This window comes from Streptomyces sp. NPDC058620, assembly GCF_042717135.1.
GTDB lineage: Bacteria > Actinomycetota > Actinomycetes > Streptomycetales > Streptomycetaceae > Streptomyces.
Map to the genome: position 1 here is coordinate 23609 of NZ_JBHXQO010000053.1, position 16314 is coordinate 39922.

14 protein-coding genes and 2 pseudogenes are annotated in these 16314 nt (G+C 74.1%); 8 read left to right on the forward strand and 8 right to left on the reverse strand.

All coding sequences use genetic code 11. The features are described from left to right. Window positions 1-29: 29 nt before the first annotated feature. The gene (locus tag ACFWSK_RS30965) at window positions 30-521 is read right to left on the reverse strand and encodes a hypothetical protein (protein ID WP_383793365.1); all 492 of its coding nucleotides are present in this window, start codon (window positions 519-521) and stop codon (window positions 30-32) included. Between the two features lie 146 nt (window positions 522-667). Between ACFWSK_RS30965 and ACFWSK_RS30970 the strand changes: the two are divergent. The 3 genes and pseudogenes from ACFWSK_RS30970 to ACFWSK_RS30980 all read left to right on the forward strand — a co-directional run. Continuing rightward, window positions 668-892: pseudogene (locus tag ACFWSK_RS30970) on the forward strand (transposase); the annotation flags it as partial. A gap of 47 nt (window positions 893-939) precedes the next feature. After that, window positions 940-1190: pseudogene (locus ACFWSK_RS30975) on the forward strand (pyridine nucleotide-disulfide oxidoreductase); the annotation flags it as partial. Window positions 1191-1351: 161 nt separating this feature from the next. Beyond that, entirely contained in the window at window positions 1352-2611 is a 1260-nt protein-coding gene (locus tag ACFWSK_RS30980) for an MFS transporter (RefSeq protein WP_383793368.1), read from the forward strand. A 56-nt stretch (window positions 2612-2667) separates the two neighbouring features. Here the strand turns inward: ACFWSK_RS30980 and ACFWSK_RS30985 are convergent, their stop codons facing one another. The 7 genes from ACFWSK_RS30985 to ACFWSK_RS31015 all read right to left on the reverse strand — a co-directional run bounded on the left by ACFWSK_RS30985 (window position 2668) and on the right by ACFWSK_RS31015 (window position 10505). Beyond that, complete coding sequence (locus ACFWSK_RS30985) at window positions 2668-3534, reverse strand: helix-turn-helix transcriptional regulator (protein ID WP_383793370.1); 867 nt, start codon at window positions 3532-3534, stop codon at window positions 2668-2670. Window positions 3535-3659: 125 nt separating this feature from the next. Beyond that, window positions 3660-4517, reverse strand: a complete 858-nt coding sequence (locus tag ACFWSK_RS30990) for a class I SAM-dependent methyltransferase (RefSeq protein ID WP_383793373.1) — start codon at window positions 4515-4517, stop codon at window positions 3660-3662. Continuing rightward, window positions 4514-6079 carry a 4-hydroxyphenylacetate 3-hydroxylase family protein gene (locus tag ACFWSK_RS30995; protein WP_383793377.1) on the reverse strand — a complete coding sequence of 522 codons (1566 nt, stop codon included), beginning with the start codon at window positions 6077-6079 and terminating at the stop codon, window positions 4514-4516. The genes ACFWSK_RS30990 and ACFWSK_RS30995 overlap by 4 nt, the downstream gene beginning before the upstream one ends. Next, window positions 6076-6621, reverse strand: a complete 546-nt coding sequence (locus ACFWSK_RS31000; RefSeq protein ID WP_383793380.1) for a flavin reductase family protein — start codon at window positions 6619-6621, stop codon at window positions 6076-6078. Before ACFWSK_RS31000 ends, ACFWSK_RS30995 begins: the two co-directional genes overlap by 4 nt. Beyond that, window positions 6618-8456 (reverse strand): asparagine synthase (glutamine-hydrolyzing), encoded by a 1839-nt coding sequence (gene asnB, locus ACFWSK_RS31005; protein ID WP_383793383.1) that lies wholly within the window; start codon window positions 8454-8456, stop codon window positions 6618-6620. The genes ACFWSK_RS31000 and asnB overlap by 4 nt, the downstream gene beginning before the upstream one ends. Beyond that, entirely contained in the window at window positions 8456-9292 is an 837-nt protein-coding gene (locus ACFWSK_RS31010; protein ID WP_383793386.1) for a hypothetical protein, read from the reverse strand. Before ACFWSK_RS31010 ends, asnB begins: the two co-directional genes overlap by 1 nt. A 301-nt stretch (window positions 9293-9593) precedes the next feature. After that, window positions 9594-10505 carry a response regulator transcription factor gene (locus ACFWSK_RS31015; RefSeq protein ID WP_383793389.1) on the reverse strand — a complete coding sequence of 304 codons (912 nt, stop codon included), beginning with the start codon at window positions 10503-10505 and terminating at the stop codon, window positions 9594-9596. Between the two features lie 701 nt (window positions 10506-11206). Here ACFWSK_RS31015 and ACFWSK_RS31020 point away from each other — a divergent pair. The 5 genes from ACFWSK_RS31020 to ACFWSK_RS31040 are packed head-to-tail and all read left to right on the forward strand — an operon-like array spanning window position 11207 to window position 16281. Then, window positions 11207-12157, forward strand: coding sequence for an ABC transporter permease (locus tag ACFWSK_RS31020; protein WP_383793392.1), 951 nt, complete (start codon window positions 11207-11209; stop codon window positions 12155-12157). Further along, window positions 12154-12996: an ABC transporter permease gene (locus ACFWSK_RS31025; RefSeq protein ID WP_383793395.1), complete on the forward strand. Its 843-nt coding sequence runs from the start codon at window positions 12154-12156 to the stop codon at window positions 12994-12996. Before ACFWSK_RS31020 ends, ACFWSK_RS31025 begins: the two co-directional genes overlap by 4 nt. Beyond that, window positions 12993-13781 (forward strand): ABC transporter ATP-binding protein, encoded by a 789-nt coding sequence (locus tag ACFWSK_RS31030; protein ID WP_383793397.1) that lies wholly within the window; start codon window positions 12993-12995, stop codon window positions 13779-13781. The genes ACFWSK_RS31025 and ACFWSK_RS31030 overlap by 4 nt, the downstream gene beginning before the upstream one ends. Then, complete coding sequence (locus ACFWSK_RS31035; protein ID WP_383793400.1) at window positions 13778-14644, forward strand: ABC transporter ATP-binding protein; 867 nt, start codon at window positions 13778-13780, stop codon at window positions 14642-14644. The genes ACFWSK_RS31030 and ACFWSK_RS31035 overlap by 4 nt, the downstream gene beginning before the upstream one ends. After that, entirely contained in the window at window positions 14641-16281 is a 1641-nt protein-coding gene (locus ACFWSK_RS31040) for an ABC transporter substrate-binding protein (protein WP_383793403.1), read from the forward strand. The genes ACFWSK_RS31035 and ACFWSK_RS31040 overlap by 4 nt, the downstream gene beginning before the upstream one ends. Window positions 16282-16314 lie beyond the last annotated feature (33 nt).

Here is a 16314-nt window from a genome sequence, read left to right on the forward strand (position 1 = left end):
TCGGGCCTGCGATGACGGGGTCTTCGAGGTCATGAGGAAGGCTTTCGTGAGGTCTCCTGTGAGTGGGTCGGTGATTGGGCTGGCGTGATGCTGCCGAGCAGGGTGGTGAGCGGGACGAAGGCGTCGGCGGTGCCCAGTTCGGTAGGCGTGGGGCCCGCTGGGGAGGGGATGTTCGCGAGGCGTTCCGCGAGGGCCGTGATCGCGTCGCGGTCACCTTCGAGGGCTTCTCGCTCGTCGTCGGTGAGGTCGACGGTTTCGAGCATCTCGGAGATGCCATCCTTGACGGCGAGGATCTGGCCGGCGCTGCTGTCCTTGGGCTTGTAGAGGGGGCAGCGGGCGCAGGAGAGCCGGTGCGGGCACTTGGCGAAGAAGTCGTAGGTGCAGTAGCCGTCGCCGAGGTCGTAGCACTTCCAGGGCTGTCCGTCGGCGGCGGCACCGGTGAGGATGCTTTCGCGGTCGACGAGCACCTGGATGGTGCGCACGTTGCGGGCGAAGTAGTCGGCCTTCTTAAGATCACCCACCGCCTCCCAAACAGGCCGACAAACGCTGCTGCTGAAAGTGAACAAAGCCACTCGTAGGTCTCCGCGGCGCGGATGATCGCCGAGTACAGGTCTCCGGTCGCTTGCCGCCGATCCGGCGAAGAGTGCCCGGAGACCTGTAGGACGTCGCGATCGACCCATGGGTCGCCCAGGCCCGCGCGGCCGATCTGCCGTATCTGCACGCCTTCACCCGCGCTCTCGAGCGAGACCGCGACGCCGTGGTCGCCGCGTTCACACTCCCGTACAGCAACGGCCCGACCGAGGGCGTCAACACCAAAACCAAGCGGATTGCCCGTCAGATGCACGGACGAGCAGGCTTAACCCTCCTTCGCCACCGCATCCTCCTCGGATAACACCACGCAGAGTCACCACCGAATGTGAGACAGAGCCGTTTGTTTGACAGACCCTCGCCTACCTGCTCGGCGACCACGTCGCCGGCCGGCTGCCCGAGGCCGTCGCGACCCCGACCCCGAGGCCGTCACCTGCCACCTCGGCGAGCGCGGCGTCCGCTACACCACCTGGGAGGGCTGGTACCGGCTGGACGCCCACGAGCGCGACCTCGGAGCCCAGGACGGCCGCGAGCGCGTCAAGGTCGTCGAGCGCGAGGACGTCGTCCGCGTCCCCGGAACACCGGCGGCCCCACGCCTGTGACCCCTACTCACAGCATGAACGCCTGACTGGTTGACGTCCCCGCCGGCCGCGCACGATGGGCCCGCCGGGTGGGTGCTCCACGCCGAAGCGGAGCCGGGTGCCGCCGTCCTGCCCGGCCCCGGTCGCGCGCGGCTCCCCCACCGTCCGAAAGGCGCCGAACCTTGAACGCTCCTCCCGAGAACCCCGGCCCCGCGCCCGAGACCTTCTCCCGGCTGCGCTACGCGGGAGTCTTCACGCTGCTGTTCCTCTTCGGGACCGAGACCTTCCTCATCTCGCCCCTGCTGCCCACCATCGCGGACGACATCGACGTCAGCGAGGCCGCCGCGGCCTCCAGCGTGACGGCGTACGTCCTCGTCTACGCGATCTGCGCGCCCTTCCTCGGCTCGCTCAGCGACCGGTTCGGGCGCCGGCGCACCCTCGTCGGCGGCGCGGCGCTCTTCCTCGTCTCCAACGCCATCGCCGCCCTGTCCGGCGGCCTCGCGCTGCTCGTGGTGTCCCGGGCCGTCGCGGGTCTCGCCGCCGCCGCCGCCGGGCCGGCGATCTGGGCGCACATCGCCGAGACCGTCCCGGAGCGGCTGCGCGGCCGGGCGCTCGGCCTCGGTATGGCGCTGTTCTCCGCCGGCCAGGTGGTCGGCGTGCCGCTGGGCGGACTGCTCGCCGGCTGGGCCGGCTGGCGCTCGGCCTTCGTCGCGATGGCCGTCGGCACCGCGATCGCCGTCCCCGTGCTGCTCCGGCAGCTCCCCGCCCACACCGCCGCCCCCGCCGGGTCCGTGGCGCGGGCCGGTGCGCTCAGGTCCGTGTTCGCCGCGTGGGGCGACCCGACCCTGCGCAGGGCCCTGGCCGTCAACACCCTCTTCAACGCGGCGAACCTGGGCGCGTACACGTTCCTCGGCGCGCTGCTCGTCAGCCGATTCGATCTGTCCGTGTCCGAGCTGGGGCTGATCGGGATCCTCGTCGGCGCCGGCAGCGTCGCCGGGTCCCTGGCCGGCGGACGGCTCGGCGACCGGGCGCGGGCCGAAGGACGCCAGGTCCCGCTGCTGCCCGTCTGGGGCGTGCTCCTCGCAGGCGGCATCGCGCTCACCGCCACCGGGCCCGGCCTGGTGCTCGCCCTCGCGGGCGTGGTCCTGTGGTTCGTCGCCAGCGGCGGCTTCGTGACGGACCAGCAGACACTGGCCGGAACCGTCAGCCCCGATCTGCGGGCCACGTCGAGCGCCTGGCTGACGTCCACGATGTACGCGGGCACCGGGGTGGGAGCCTGGGCGGTCGGTTCGTTCGGCGACGTCGCCACGGGCTCGCTGGTCATCGGTACGGGACTGGCCCTGGCCGCGGCCCTCGGCGCGCTCACCGTCGCCCGGGGCGGCACGGCGCCGGCCGCGGAGAGCGCGGACCGTACGAAGACCGCCGCCGCAGACCCCACCTGACCTGCGGGGACCCGGCCTCCGGGTCCGGTCGCTGCCGACGGGTCCTCGTCGAACGGTCAGCCGGCCTCGCGGTCCCCGACCGACCGCAGCGGCCGCTGGGCCAGCGACGCCATGCGGACCCCGTCCTCCGCCGACGACGGCGTGAACAGCAGCACCAGCGCGCTGGGGTCGTCCACCGGGTGGAACGAGGACAGCGACAGCGAGATCCGGCCCGCCCCCGCCGGCTCCACCGCGACGGTGCGGGCCGTGAGCTCGGCCACCGAGTGGCACCCCCACCAGTGGCTGAGCTCCGGCGCGTGCTCGTCGAGATGCCGGTAGACCTCGCCGGTCCGCGGATCGCCTAGCGCGGGGCCCGCCTGGGCGCGGAAGTGCTGGAACACGTTCATCGCGAGCGGTTCCCAGTCGTGCAGGATGCCCCGCAGCCGGGGGTCGGCCACCATCAGCCACATCAGGTTCCGGCGGTCCGCGGGCACCGATTCCGGGCTGCCCCACAGCGCGCTCCACGCGGCGTTCCAGCCGAGCAGGTCGAAGTGCTTGTCCAGTAGGACCGCGGGGCTGACGGTCCAGGAGTCGAGGACCGGCTGCACGGTGGCGGCGAGCGAACCGCCGCCGTCCGCCTCGTCCTCACCGGCCGCCGGCTCGTGGAAACCGGCCAGTCGCATGGCGTGCCGGAGCCCGGCCGGGTCGAGGCGCAGGGCCCGGCCGACCGCGCCGAGCACCTGCCGCGACGCGGACACCCGGCCCTGTTCGAGCCAGGTGTACCAGGCGAGCCCGACGCCCGACAACGAGGCCACCTCCTCCCGGCGCAGCCCCGGCGTGCGGCGGCGCGCGGTGGAGACCAGGCCGACGTCACCGGGCTGGATGAGCTCGCGGTGGGCCCGCAGGAACGCGCCGAGTTCCGTGCTGCGAAGGGGTGTTGACACGGCTGGTGTGCTCCTCGGGCGCTGGTGCTGCGGGCGTCGGTCCGTCACGTCAGGTGAGGGCCCCTCTGGCACCTGCCCGTCTGCTTCGCCCCGCGGGCTGACGACGGGGAGGTGCCAGACAGACCCTAGCGGGCGTCCCGCCGGTTCGGGGAAAGCTCCCAAAGCCGGACGGGCATGGAGCTCACGTGGCCCCGCTCCGTCTGCCGGCGCCAGGCGCTCGCTCCCACGGCTCCGAAGAACTCGGCCCGCCGCTCCGGGGCGACGAGCCGGGAGTAGTAGTCGCCGAAGGTCGCCGCGTGGAAGTGCTCGTACTGCTCCGCGCTCTCCACGGTGACCACCGCCTGGCGTTCGACGTGCTCCGACGGGCGGAAGAACTCCGCGAACAGGGAGTCCAGTTCGGCCACGGGCCGGGTCCTGGTGCCGATGGGCAGCACGTCGTGCGCGGCGAACACGGCCGGGGCGTCGGCGTGCGCCGTCCCGAGGGCGGCCAGGGCGTCGCGGACGATCTCGTCCTCGCCGCCGAAGCCGTCCGCGTCCCGCTTGGGGTGATACGTCGTCAGGTAGAAGACGCCCTCCGGCGCGAGCTGCCGCTCGACCCATTCCAGGAAGGGCCGCTCCCCGGGGTGGAGCCAGTGCAGGACCGACGTCATCGTCACCACGTCGGCCGGCTCGTGGAGTTCGGGCGGCGTGGTCAGGTCCGTCTCGCGGAGACTGACCCGGTCACGGTGGGGGCGGAGCCGCTCCGCGGCCTCCGCGATCCGGTGCTCGGAGCGCTCCAGGCCGATCGCCAGCCGGATCGAGGGATACCGGCCGAGCGCCTCCTCCAGCAACTGCCCTATGCCGCTGCCCAGGTCGACAATCACCTCGGGGGCACCGGTCACCCGGTCGAGGACCCAGTCGCGGTCGAGGACCTGCCGCAGGGCGCTCGCGCGCGCGTAACCGGCGAGGGTGCGGGCCTGGATCTCGGTGGCGGACGCGCTCATGAACGGGTCTCCTGGAATGACGGGGCGGTGGGATTCGGGGCGTCCGGGGCCGGGGCACCGGGAGCCGGGGCGGAGGCCACGGCGGCCGGTTCGTCGAGCAGCGACTGCACGCGCTCGCGGGTGGCGCTCTGGTCGTACCGCCGGTAGAGGTTGATGCGGTTGCGGGCGAGATCGCCGCGATGAACGTACTCGTAGAGGTGCTGCCGCTGCCCGAAGGCGTCGCCGGTGAGTTCCCAGGCGAGCCGCAGGAGACGCGACTTGCGCTCCGCGTCGATACCCGCCCCGCGCATGTAGCGGTCGAGCTGCGGGCGCAGCCTGGGATGGGCGAGGTCGTTCGCGGTCGGCTGCATCAACAGGCCCGACGCGCCGATGCGCCGCAGGATGTCGACCGCCTCGCCGGCGACCTCGGCCGACCAGACCCGGCTGGCGGCCGTGTCGCCGGGGGCCAGCAGGCCGCTGTCGGTGACCGTGGCCCTGGCCTCCGCCGCGTCGAGGAACAGTTCGGTGAGGTCCGCGAAGCCCGCGAGGCGGCCGAGGTCCTCCTGGATGTTGCGGAAGCCTGCGACGCCTATGCTCTCCGCCACGAGGGTCGCGGTGGCCAGCAGGGTGCGGAGCCGTTCGCGGTACCTGACGTGCCCGATGTAGGCGCTCCAGGCGTTGATGCGGCCCAGGCCGCGCCGGGCCAGATCGGCGTCGCGGAGCAGGAACACCCGGTCCCAGGAGACGAGGACGTCGTCGAAGAACAGCATGGCGTCCTGCTCGTCGTACCTGGCCCCGAGCGGGTGCGCGTGCCCGTGCGGGGCGGCTCCGAGCGGCTCCCGGCACAGGGTGACCAGGCCGGGGGTGTTCAGCGGCAGGGCGAACCAGACGACGAACTGCTCGCCGCGGCGCTCGGCGAACGACGCGGAGAGGTAGACGAGGACCTCGTGGGCGAGCGGGGCGAGGGTGGTGAGCTGCTTGGCGCCGCGGACGACGATCCCGCGCTCGTTCTCCTCCAGGACGCGCAGGGCGAGGTCGGGATCGTCCACCGGGTCGGTGGAGCGGTCGATCTGCGGGTCTCCCAGGGCGTGCGAGAGGACGAGGTCGTTGGTGGCGCAGTACCGGTACCAGGCGTGGGCGTTCTCCCCGAAGCCCTTCCTGGAGTTCTCCAACTGGTGCCGGAAGTCGTGGACCCCGACCGCGATGGACGCCATGAAGGCGGGGGAGCGGCCGTGCTGTCCCAGCGACTCCGCGTGCCAGAACTCCGCGCTGCGCCGCTGGACCCTCAACTCCTCCAGGGTGTGCGGCGGTTGGTAGCCCCGGGCCAGCCGCAGGCCGCTCTCGGGATCCTCGTAGGTCAGCAGGTCGTGGTGGGCGGGGTCGTGCTGGAGGTCGATCAGCCGGGCGAGTTCGTCGACGGCCGGCCGGAAGGCGGGGTGGTCGGCCGTCGAGGCGACGCGCTTGCCGTCCAGGTACAGCTCCCGGCCGTCGTCGAGTTCCGCCCGGTAGCGGTCGCCGGTGAGCAGCCCCCTGGCGGGGACGTCCCCCCGGTCCGGTCGGGGGGCGGGATGGCCGAGGCTCATGCGCGGACTCCTGTCGATGGCATGGGGGCGGGGGGCCGGCCGAGGGTACGGAACCGGCCGTGGTGGTGGAGCAGGGGTGACCCGGGGGCGGTGCCGGCCGCGGTGACTCGGCCCACCAGGATCGAGTGGTCGCCGCCGGGCAGCACGGTGTGCAGCCGGCAGTCGAACCAGGCCGGGCTGTCCTCCAGGACGGGGGCGCCGGTGCTCTCGACCCGCATCGGCGCGTGGGTGAAGAACCCCAGCGCGTGGCCGGCGCCGGGTGCCGCGAAGCGGGTGGCGATGGCCTCCTGGTGCTCGCCGAGGACCGAGACGGCGAACCGCGCGGAGGCGCGTACGGCCGCCACCACGGGGCTGTGCCGGTGAACGGCCACGCTGACCAGCAGCGGGCTGAGCGAGAGGGTGCAGAACGAGGACACCGTCTTGGCGTAGACGTCCTCACCGGAACACGTGGTGAGGACGGCTACCCCGGTGGCCCAGTGGCGGGCCGCGGCGAGGTACGCCTCGGTCCCGGCGTCGCGGGCGGCGCGCGGTTCGGCGGTCACCGGAGGCCCACCCGGTAGGCGCGGAGCCACTCGTCGACCTGGACCAGGTGGTCGAGGCCGCCGACGGGATTGGGGGCCGTGCGCGGACTCGGCAGCGGGCGGCCCTCGGTGAGGGCCCTGCGCACCGTCTCGCGGTCGACGAGGTCGAACACCGGGGCCTGCGAGTCGGCGAGCAGCTCGTGGGCGCGGTCGGTGAGGACCTCGGTGTAGCGGACCGCGGGCGTGGACGGGTAGCCGCTCTTAGGCCGGTCGGTGACCTGGGCGGGCAGCAGGTCGCGGACCGCGTCCCGCAGCAGGCCCTTGGACCGGCCGCCCGGCGTCTTGACCGACCAGGGCACGTTCGTCAAATACTGGACGAGCCGGTGGTCGCAGAACGGCACCCGGACCTCCAGGCCGACAGCCATGCTGACCCGGTCCACGCGTTCGAGGAGCGGCGGCAGCCAGCGGGTGAGGGCGAGGTGGGAGACCTCCCGCATCCGCCGCTGCACGGCGTCCTCCCCGTCGACGTGCGCGACCTGGGCCAGGGAGGCGCGGTACTGCTCGGCGGCGTACTCCTCGGGGCGGACCTCGGCGGCGACCTCGGGGCGCAGGAGCGCGGCGGGGGTGGTCCTGCCGTGCAGCCAGGGGAAGGTGTCGGCGGCGAGCGCGGCGGGGTCGTGGAAGTAGGGGTAGCCGCCGAAGATCTCGTCGGCGGCCTCGCCGGACAGGGCGACCGTGGACCGGCGCCGCACCTCGCGGAACAGCAGGTAGAGCGAGGCGTCCATCTCGCCCCAGCCGGGCCGGTCCCGGGCACACAGCACGGCGTCACGGGCCTCCAGGAGGTCGTCGTCAGGGATCAGCACGGAGGTGTGCAGCGTCCCGATGTGCTCGGACGCGGCCTGGACGAACGGCGCGTCGGCGCTGGTGCGCCACTCGTCCGGGGCACGGTCCGCGCTGCCGGGGAAGTCGACCGAGAAGCTGGTGACCTTTCCCTGCCCGGCACGCTCCCTGGCCTGCGCGGCGAGCGCGGTCACCGCGCTGGAGTCGACGCCGCCGGACAGCAGGGTGCACAGCGGGACGTCGCTGAGGAGCTGCCGGTCGACGGTGTCGGCGAGCAGCTCGCGGACGTACGCCACGGTGTCCTCGGCGCCGTGCGGGTGGACGTAGGCGGCGGGCTGCCAGTAGCGGGTGGTGCGGGTGCCGGTGCGGGAGGTCGTGACGACCTCTCCCGGCAGCACCTCGCGCAGCCCGCGGAAGACGCCGTGGCCGGCGGTCGGCGCGGCCGGCAGGGCGAACAGCTCGGCGATGCCCTCCGCGTCCAGCGCTGCCTCGAACGATGGGTGCGCGAGGACGGCCTTGGGCTCGGAGCCGAAGACGAGACCGGTGCGGTGCGTGTGCCAGAACAACGGCTTGACGCCGAGGTGGTCGCGGACCAGGTGCAGTTCCTCCCGTCGGGCGTCCCACAGCGCGTAGGCGAAGATCCCGTTGAAGCGCCGCGGCGCGTCGGCGCCCCACTGGAGATGGGCGCGGAGGATCACCTCGGTGTCGGAGCCGGTGCGGAACGTGTGCCCGCGGGCCGTGAGTTCCCGCCGCAGCTCGCGGTAGTTGTACAGCTCGCCGTTGTAGGTGAGGACGGCGGCCGACGCGTTGCCAGGGGTCTCCGAGCCCATCGGCTGGGACCCCTCGTCGGGGGCGATCACGGCGAGTCTGCGGTGGCCCAGGGCGACATGGCGGTCGAGCCAGACCCCGTGGTCGTCGGGGCCGCGGCAGCCGAGCGTCTCGGTCATCGCCCGCAGGACGGGAAGAGCCTCGCGCGGATCGCCCTCCCAGTCGACCCAGCCGGTGACTCCGCACATCAGGACTCCTCCTTCTTCTCTTCGGTGGCCGCGGCGGTGGCCGCGGCGGACTCCCAGCGGCAGCCGTGACCGGTCGGCCCGGTACGCAGCTGGTGGGCCGGCTCGTAACCCTTGGCGCGGATGTTGGCGCTCAGGGCGCCGGTGCAGTAGGTGCACGGCGAGGCGAGGGTGAGGCGCACCCCGCCGCGGCGGGCCTTCTCGCGGTAGTCCCAGATGGCGCAGTGGGTGATGGTGAGGGCGGCGCGGGAGCGGGCGTCGGGCAGGCTGTCGTCGAACTCGTAGTCCGAGCCGTAGAGCTCGGCCTGCCGGGCGACCCGGTGCAGCGGGTCGGCTGCGCCCCGTCCGCGGTCCGGCTCGACCTGCCGGTGCACCTCGGCGTTGGCCAGCGCCCACTCGGCGAGGATCTCCTCGCCGTGCCGGAGCACCAGGAAGCGCTCCATGAGGGCCTGCCCGCGGAAGAAGACGCGCTGCCACTCGCTCGCCGGCGCGGTGGCCGCGTCGGGGAGGTCGGCGAACAGCTCGGCCTGGAGCGTGAACCAGTCGGTGAGGTGGATCTCATCGTCGAGGGAGGCGAGCAGGTTGGTGAGGCCGGCCTCGGCCTCGTGCAGCCGCTGCCGCCACAGGGCGGAGCGCTCGCCGTCGGTCAGGGTGCGGTAGCTGTTGCGGGAGTTCGCGCCGCCGGCGTCGGCGGTGGCCGGAGCCGGCGGTGGAAGCACGACGGTCTTCGCGCGTCCGCTCTTCCCGCGCTCGGGGTCCGGCGCCGGGGTCGCGGCGCCGATCGGCGAGCCCTGCCGTGGACCGGGGCCGGCGCCGACTCCGTCGGGGACCTCACTCATCGGTGTCTCCTTTGGCGGGCGGGGGCCGGGTGGCTTCCCGGTCCGGCCGCAACGTTAGGGACGGCGCCGGGTCCGCCAGTAGCCCCGAACGGAGTCGGCGACGGCGACGATCGGCTCCCGGGCCATGCTCCGAACGTCGCCCGCCGGGGTCCCTTCCCGCCTTCTCCGGGCGGGGGCACGGGAACGGGCGGGCTCCCAGGGGGGAGCCCGCCCGTGCGGGCCGCACGGCCCGTGCGGCGGCGGGGTACGGCGGCGATGTGGCGCGGAGGTGCAGCGAGCGCGCGAGGTCGCGGGGCCCGGGTCAGCCAGCCAGTCCGTGCCGGTGCGCGTACAGCGCCGCCCGGAGCCGGTCGGGCTGCCCCGTCTTGCGCATGGCCTGCGTCAGGTGCTTCTTGACCGTGGCCTCCGCCAGGGCGAGGGCCCGGCCGATCTCCGCGTTGGAGAGCCCGCGGGCCAGTTGGGCGAGCACCTCGCGCTCACGGGCCGTCAGGTTGCACAACTGCGGTGGTGACTCGGTCATGTGGGCCTGCGGACCTGACGGCTGGACGCGGGCCGGCGGCGGGGCCGGCAGGAAGACCGTCCCGCCGTCCGCCGCCATCGACACCGCCGCGATGATCCGGTCCTCCGCCAGGTCCAGCGGGAAGCAGCCGCTGGCCCCGGCGAGCAGGATCCGGCTCGCCTCCGTGGTGCTCTCCGCCCGGCGCAGCAGCAGGACGCGGGCCTGGGGCGCGCCGTCCGGGGCGCGCAGCCGGGCCGCGGCGGCGAGATGGTCGCTGAGCGCACCCCCGCCGCCGAGCAGAATCACGTCCGGCCGGATGCGGCGCACCGCCTCCACGGCCCGGGCCGTGCCCGCCGAGCTCCCGACGACCGTCATGCCGGGCACGGCCGCCAGGACACTGCGCAGGCCCGCGCTGGTCACCGGATGGGACTCCACCAGGAAGACCCGGGTGGTGTCCCGTCCGCCCTCCCCCTCGGTGCACAGCGGATGCCCGCAGGCACAGCGCGGATCGGCGGGCCGGCGGCGGGACGCCGGGACCTGGACCGCGCGCATGTCCCCGCTCTCGGCGAGGAGTTGGTGCCCGGCTATCAGGTCCAGCGGATTGTCTATCTCGGTGTGCAGCGCCTCGGCCCCCGCCGCGCGGCCGCGCGCCACTGAGAGCGGCTGCCGGTCGGTGCCGGGCCCGGCGGACAGGGTCTCGGTCAGGACGTCCACAGAGCGCCACCTCCCGCGTACTCCGTCGCGCCGGAGCGGGGGGTGCGTTCTCGAAAGGTGCGGTGGAACACGCGTTCTCGGAAGAAGCTGGGCATCGCGGTGCGTTCCCCTCGGGGGTGACGGTGAGGAGCGGGTCGCCCGCTCGCCCGTCCGGTCCGACGGGGCCGGCGCTCGGTGCGTGCGGGGGTCGGGCAGGCCCGGCCGACAGAGGAAAGCGGCTCCGCGGCCCGGGAATCGACCGGGGGTCAGAACCGCGCGCGTGCGCTACAGAGCTCGTCGAAGCACCTGCGATGCCACGAGCCGCCGATATTGGTGAAGGTGAAGTCGGCTCGTGGCAGGGGCATACCCCGAGTCTACGGACGGCTCCCGATACCGGTCAATGCGAGCCGGGGCCCGCGCGGCCCCGCCGCCGCCCGTACGGAGGCCCGCCGATCCTGTGACCCGGGGTATCAGCATGAACCGCTGACTGGCTGAACCACGCCGCCCCGGCTCATTCTTCGAACCGGCGGACAGCACGGCGGCGCCGCCCGCCACCCCGCCCCACCAGCGCCGAAGCGCCGCCCAGCGGCCCCCGGCCGGCGACCGCGCACCCACCGCGCCCACCACGCCCCGCCCACACGAACCCCGGAAGGACCGTTCATGCGCGCCCCCCGATCCGCACCCGCCGGGATTTTCGGCGAACCACCCCGGTGGACCGAGGGGTGAGACGCTTCCTGCTGCGCCGGCTGCTGCTCGCCGTCCCGACGGTGCTGGGCGTCACCGTCGTCGTCTTCGCGACGGTCGCCCTGATCCCCGGCGACCCGGTCAGCGCGCTGCTCGGTCCCGGGGCGCCCCCGGAGGCCCGCCAGGCGCTCAGCGAGCGGCTGGGCCTGGGCGAGCCCCTGCCCGTGCGGTACGCCCACTGGCTTTGGCACACCGTCCAGTTGGACCTGGGCACCTCGACGGCCGGCCAGCGCCCGGTGACCGAGGTGCTGCTGCCCGCCCTCGGCCAGACCCTGCTCCTCACGAGCACCGCGTTCGTCCTGGTCCTCGGCGGCGGGGTGCTCCTGGGAGCGGTAGGCGCGCTGCGGCCCCGCGGTCCGCTGGGGCGGCTGTCGAGCGCCCTGACCACGCTCGCCGTGTCCGCGCCGCAGTACTCGGTGGCCCTGCTGCTGACGGCGGTCTTCGCGGTCTGGCTCCGCGTGCTGCCCTCCGGCGGCACCCACGACGTGTTCGGCGGGGGCGGACCCCTCGACCTGGCACGCCATCTCGTCCTGCCCGCCGTCGCCGCTGCCCTGGTGCCGCTGGGCCTCACCGCCCGGGTCTTCGGGACCGCGCTCAGCACCCAGCTCACCTCGGACCTCGCGGACGGACTCCGCTCCCGGGGACTGAGCCGCGCGGCCGTCCTGCGGCACTGCTCGCACAACGCGTCCCCGGTCCTGCTGACCATCGGCGGCCTCCAGCTCGCCTATCTCCTGGAAGGGGTGGTGTTCGTGGAGACCCTCTTCGCCTGGCCCGGCCTCGGCCGCCTGCTGTACGACGCGCTGTCCGCCCGGGACCTCCCACTCGTCCAGGGTGGCGTCCTCGCCGTCGCCGTAGCGTTCGTCGGCATCAACATCCTCGTCGACGCCGCCCACGCCTGGGTCGACCCCCGGCTGAGGAGCACCCGATGACCGGCTGGAAGCCGTACGGGCCGGGCCTGCTGTGGCCCGCGGGGCTCGCCGTGCTGCTCCTCGCCGTGGCCCTCACCGGCCCTTATTTGGCGCCGGTCGACCCGACCGCCGGGAGCCTGGACGAGCGCCTCGCGGAACTCTGGACCCCCGGTCACCCGCTGGGCACCGACGCGCAGGGCCGGGACATGCTCAGCCGGCTCGTCGCGGCGACCCGGCCCTCGCTGGTGGGCGGCCTGCTGCCGGTCACCATCGCCGCCGTCGCCGGCCTGGCCCTCGGCACGGCCGCCGGCCTGGGCGGCCGGATCACCGAACAGGCCCTGCTCCGCACCCTCGACGTCCTGTACGCCTTCCCCGGCGTGCTGCTCGCCATCGCGGTCGCCACCCTCCTGACACCCGGCCTCTCCACCACCGTGATCTCCCTGTCGGTCGTGCTCACCCCCGCGGTCGCCCGGGTGGCGTTCACCGAGGTGCAGCGCATCCGGACGGCCGAGTACCTGGAGGCGGCCCGGGTGAGCGGAGCAGGACGTGTCTCCGTCGCGCTGCGCCAGGTCGCGCCGGTGGTCGCCCCGGTGGTCCTCGTCTACTGCTCCTCCCTGGTCGGCCTCGCCATCGTCTACGCCGCCGGGCTCTCCTTCCTCGGCCTCGGCGTGCCGCCCCCGGCCCCCGAATGGGGCGCGATGCTCGACGAACTGCGCCCCGTCCTGCTCACCCACCCCGGCGTCGCGGTCCTGCCCGCACTGGTCGTCCTCGCCGTCTCCGTCGTCTTCAACACGCTGGGAGAGGCGCTGCGCCGCCGCCTGGGCGACGGTGCGGCCCTCCGCCCGGAGGTGCTCAGGTGAACGCCCTCGACGTCGCCGACCTGACGGTCCGCTACCCGTCCGGCGGCATCCCGGTCACCGCGGTGGACGCCGTCTCGTTCGCGATCGGGGCGGGGGAGGCCCTGGTGCTCGTCGGCGGGTCGGGCAGCGGCAAGACCACCGTGGCCCGCACGGTGCTCGGCCTCCCCGGCCAGGGGGCGGCGGTCAGCGGCAGCGTCCGCCTCGACGGGACCGAGCTGCGCGCCCTGGACGAGCGCGCGCTGTCCACCGTCCGCGGCCGGCGGATCGGCTACGTCCCCCAGGACCCGAGCGGCTCCCTCGACCCGCTCCGCCGGATCGGCCCGCAGATCGCCGAGGTGCTCCGGCGCCACCGGGTGGTGGAGGGCCGCGGCCGGGCCCGCGCCGCCGTACCGGAACTGCTGTCCCGGGCGGGCGTCCAGGAGCCCGGCCGGGTCGCCCGGAGCTTCCCGCACGAACTGTCCGGGGGACTCCGGCAGCGCGCGGCCATCGCCCTGGCCGTCTCCTGCTCGCCGGGACTCCTGGTGGCGGACGAACCCACCACCGCGCTCGACGCCCTGGTCCGGGCCGAGATCCTCGCGCTGTTCCACGCACTGCGGACCGAGCGGGGCATCGCCCTGCTCCTGGTCACCCACGACCTGACCGTGGCCCGCGCGATCGGCGGCCGGACCGCCGTCATGCGCGACGGCCGGATCGTCGAGACCGGCGACACCGAGCAGATCCTGTCCCGCCCGGTCCATCCCTACGCGGCCGAGCTCGTCGCGGCCGAACCCGGAGTGCGCGCATGACCCGCCCGCTGCTCGTCCTCGACGACATCACCCACCGCTACCCGGGCGCCACCGGCCGGCCGGCCCTCGACGGGGTGTCCCTCACTGTCGAGGCGGGCCGTACCGTCGGACTGGTCGGCGAGTCGGGTTCCGGCAAGTCGACCCTGGCCCGGCTGGCCCTCGGCCTGCTCCGGCCGGCCGCCGGCACCGTACGCTTCGACGGCCTCGACCCGTACCGGCTGCGCGGGCGGGCCGACCGTCCGGCGCGCGCCCGGCTCCAGTTCGTCCCCCAGCACCCCCGCGCCTCGCTCAACCCGGCGCTGCGGGCCGGTGAGTCCGTGGCGTTCGTGCTGCGGACCCACGGCGTCCCCCGGCGGGAGCGGCCCGCCCGGGTGGCCGCCCTCTTCGACCAGGTCGGCCTCGATCCGGCGCTGACCGCCCGCTACCCCCGCGAACTGTCCGGCGGCCAGCTCCAGCGGGTGGCCATCGCCCGCGCCCTCGCCACCGGCCCCGACCTCCTCGTCTGCGACGAACCGACGTCCGCCCTCGACCGGCGGGTCCAGGCCCAGGTCCTCGACCTGTTCACCGAACTGCGCGAACGGCACGCCTTGGCCTGCCTGTTCATCTCCCACGACCTCGCCGTCGTCCGGAGCCTCGCCCAGCGGGTCGTCGTCCTGCGGCACGGCCGGGTCGTGGAGGAGGGCACGGCCGCACGCGTCTGGGCGGCCCCCCGCCACCCCTACACCCGGGCGCTGCTCGCCGCGGCGACCGGTGCGCCCCCCGAAGCCCGGCCCCGCGTGCCACCCCAGAAGTCCCGTGCCCCAGCGGCCGGTACGCCCCTGCTCCCGACCCCGCCACACCGCCTCCCGGAGGACCAGCGATGAACGCCCCGCCCCTGCCCCAGCCGCACCGTGGCCGAAGCCAGCCCTCCCTCCGCACCGCCGTGGCCCTGTTCTGCGCCGCCGCCACCACGCTCACCGCGGCGGGCTGCACGTCCGAGGCCTCGGGGGAGTCCACCGGAGTCTCCGGGCGCGGCGGCACCCTCGTCATCGGCGCGACCGGAAAACTCCCGAACACCGACACGATGATCGGCGGCGCGGGCTTCGAGGGCAAGCGCCTGGTGAGCTTCCAGCTGTACGAGGGGCTCACCCGCTACGACCTCTCGAAGACGGACGCCCCGCCGCCGGTCACCGGCGCGCTCGCCACCTCGTGGAAGGTCGCCGCCGACAACCGCACCTGGACGTTCACGCTCCGCAAGGGCGTGAAGTTCCAGGATGGCACCGCCTTCGACGCCGACGCCGTCGTCTTCAACCTGGACCGCTACCTGGACAGGAAGAGCCGCTACTGGAGCGAGGAGCTCGGCGCGGCGGCCGGCGAGTACGCCGGAGGCATCAGCTCGTACCGGAAACTCGACGCCGACCGCGTCGAACTGGTCACCGCGAAGCCGAACGGCCACTTCCCCGAGGACCTGGCGCACGTGCTGATCGCCAGCCCCACCGCGGTGCGCAAGACCGGGTCGGCGGACTTCGCCAAGCACCCGGTCGGCACAGGCCCCTTCGCCTTCACCTCGCAACGGGCCGGTGAGGAGATCGAGTTGAAGGCCAACACGGCGTACTGGCGCGGAGCCCCGAGGGTCGACCGGCTCGTCGTCAAGGCGCTGCCCGACACGGCGGCCCGCACGGCCGCCCTGCGCTCCGGCGCGGTCAACTGGATCGAGTACCCCAACCCCGACGACATCGCGACGCTCAAGACCGAGGGCGTCAAGACCGTCACCAACAGCTACGACCACCTCTGGTACTGGATCCTCGACACCGAGAAGGGGCCCTGGAAGGACCCGAGGGTCCGGCGGGCGGCGAACTACGCCATCAACCGGGAGGCCATCGCGGAGAAGCTGCTCCACGGCACCGCCGAACCGGCCCGCCAGGCGGCCCCCAGGTCCACGCTCGCCTACGACCCGGCCAAGGACACCTACGGGTACGACCCCGCCAAGGCCCGGCGGCTGCTCAAGGAGGCGGGCGGGGCCGACGGGTTCTCGACCTCGGTGACCGTCCCCACCGGCGGCTCGGGAAACCTTCTGCCGGTGCCGATAGCCCAGGCGCTCCAGCGGGACCTGGCGGCCGTCGGGATCAAGGTCGCCCTGCGCACCACAGACTGGGCCACGCTCATCGGGGCCGAGGCGAAGGGCGAGGTCGCGCTGGACTCGGACGCCATCGCCCAGTCCACGACGCTCTTCCAGTCCGAGGCGCTGCTGCCGCTCTTCATCGGCAGCGACAGCCCCTTCTGGACCGGCGGTTACAGCAACCCGAAGGTCGACGACCTGCTCGCCGCGGCGGCCGCCGACCCCGACCGGGGCGCGCGCGAGAAGAGCTACCGCGAGGCGCTCTCCCAGGTCACCGACGACGCCCCCTGGCTCTTCGTCGTCAACGACCGCAATCCGCGGGCCCTCGCGCCGAATGTCCACGGCCTGGTGCAGCCGCAGTCCTGGTTCCTGGACCTGACGACGGTCCGGGTCGACAAGTAGTCCCTGGGTGCGGGCGCGTTGTCCACGCGCCCG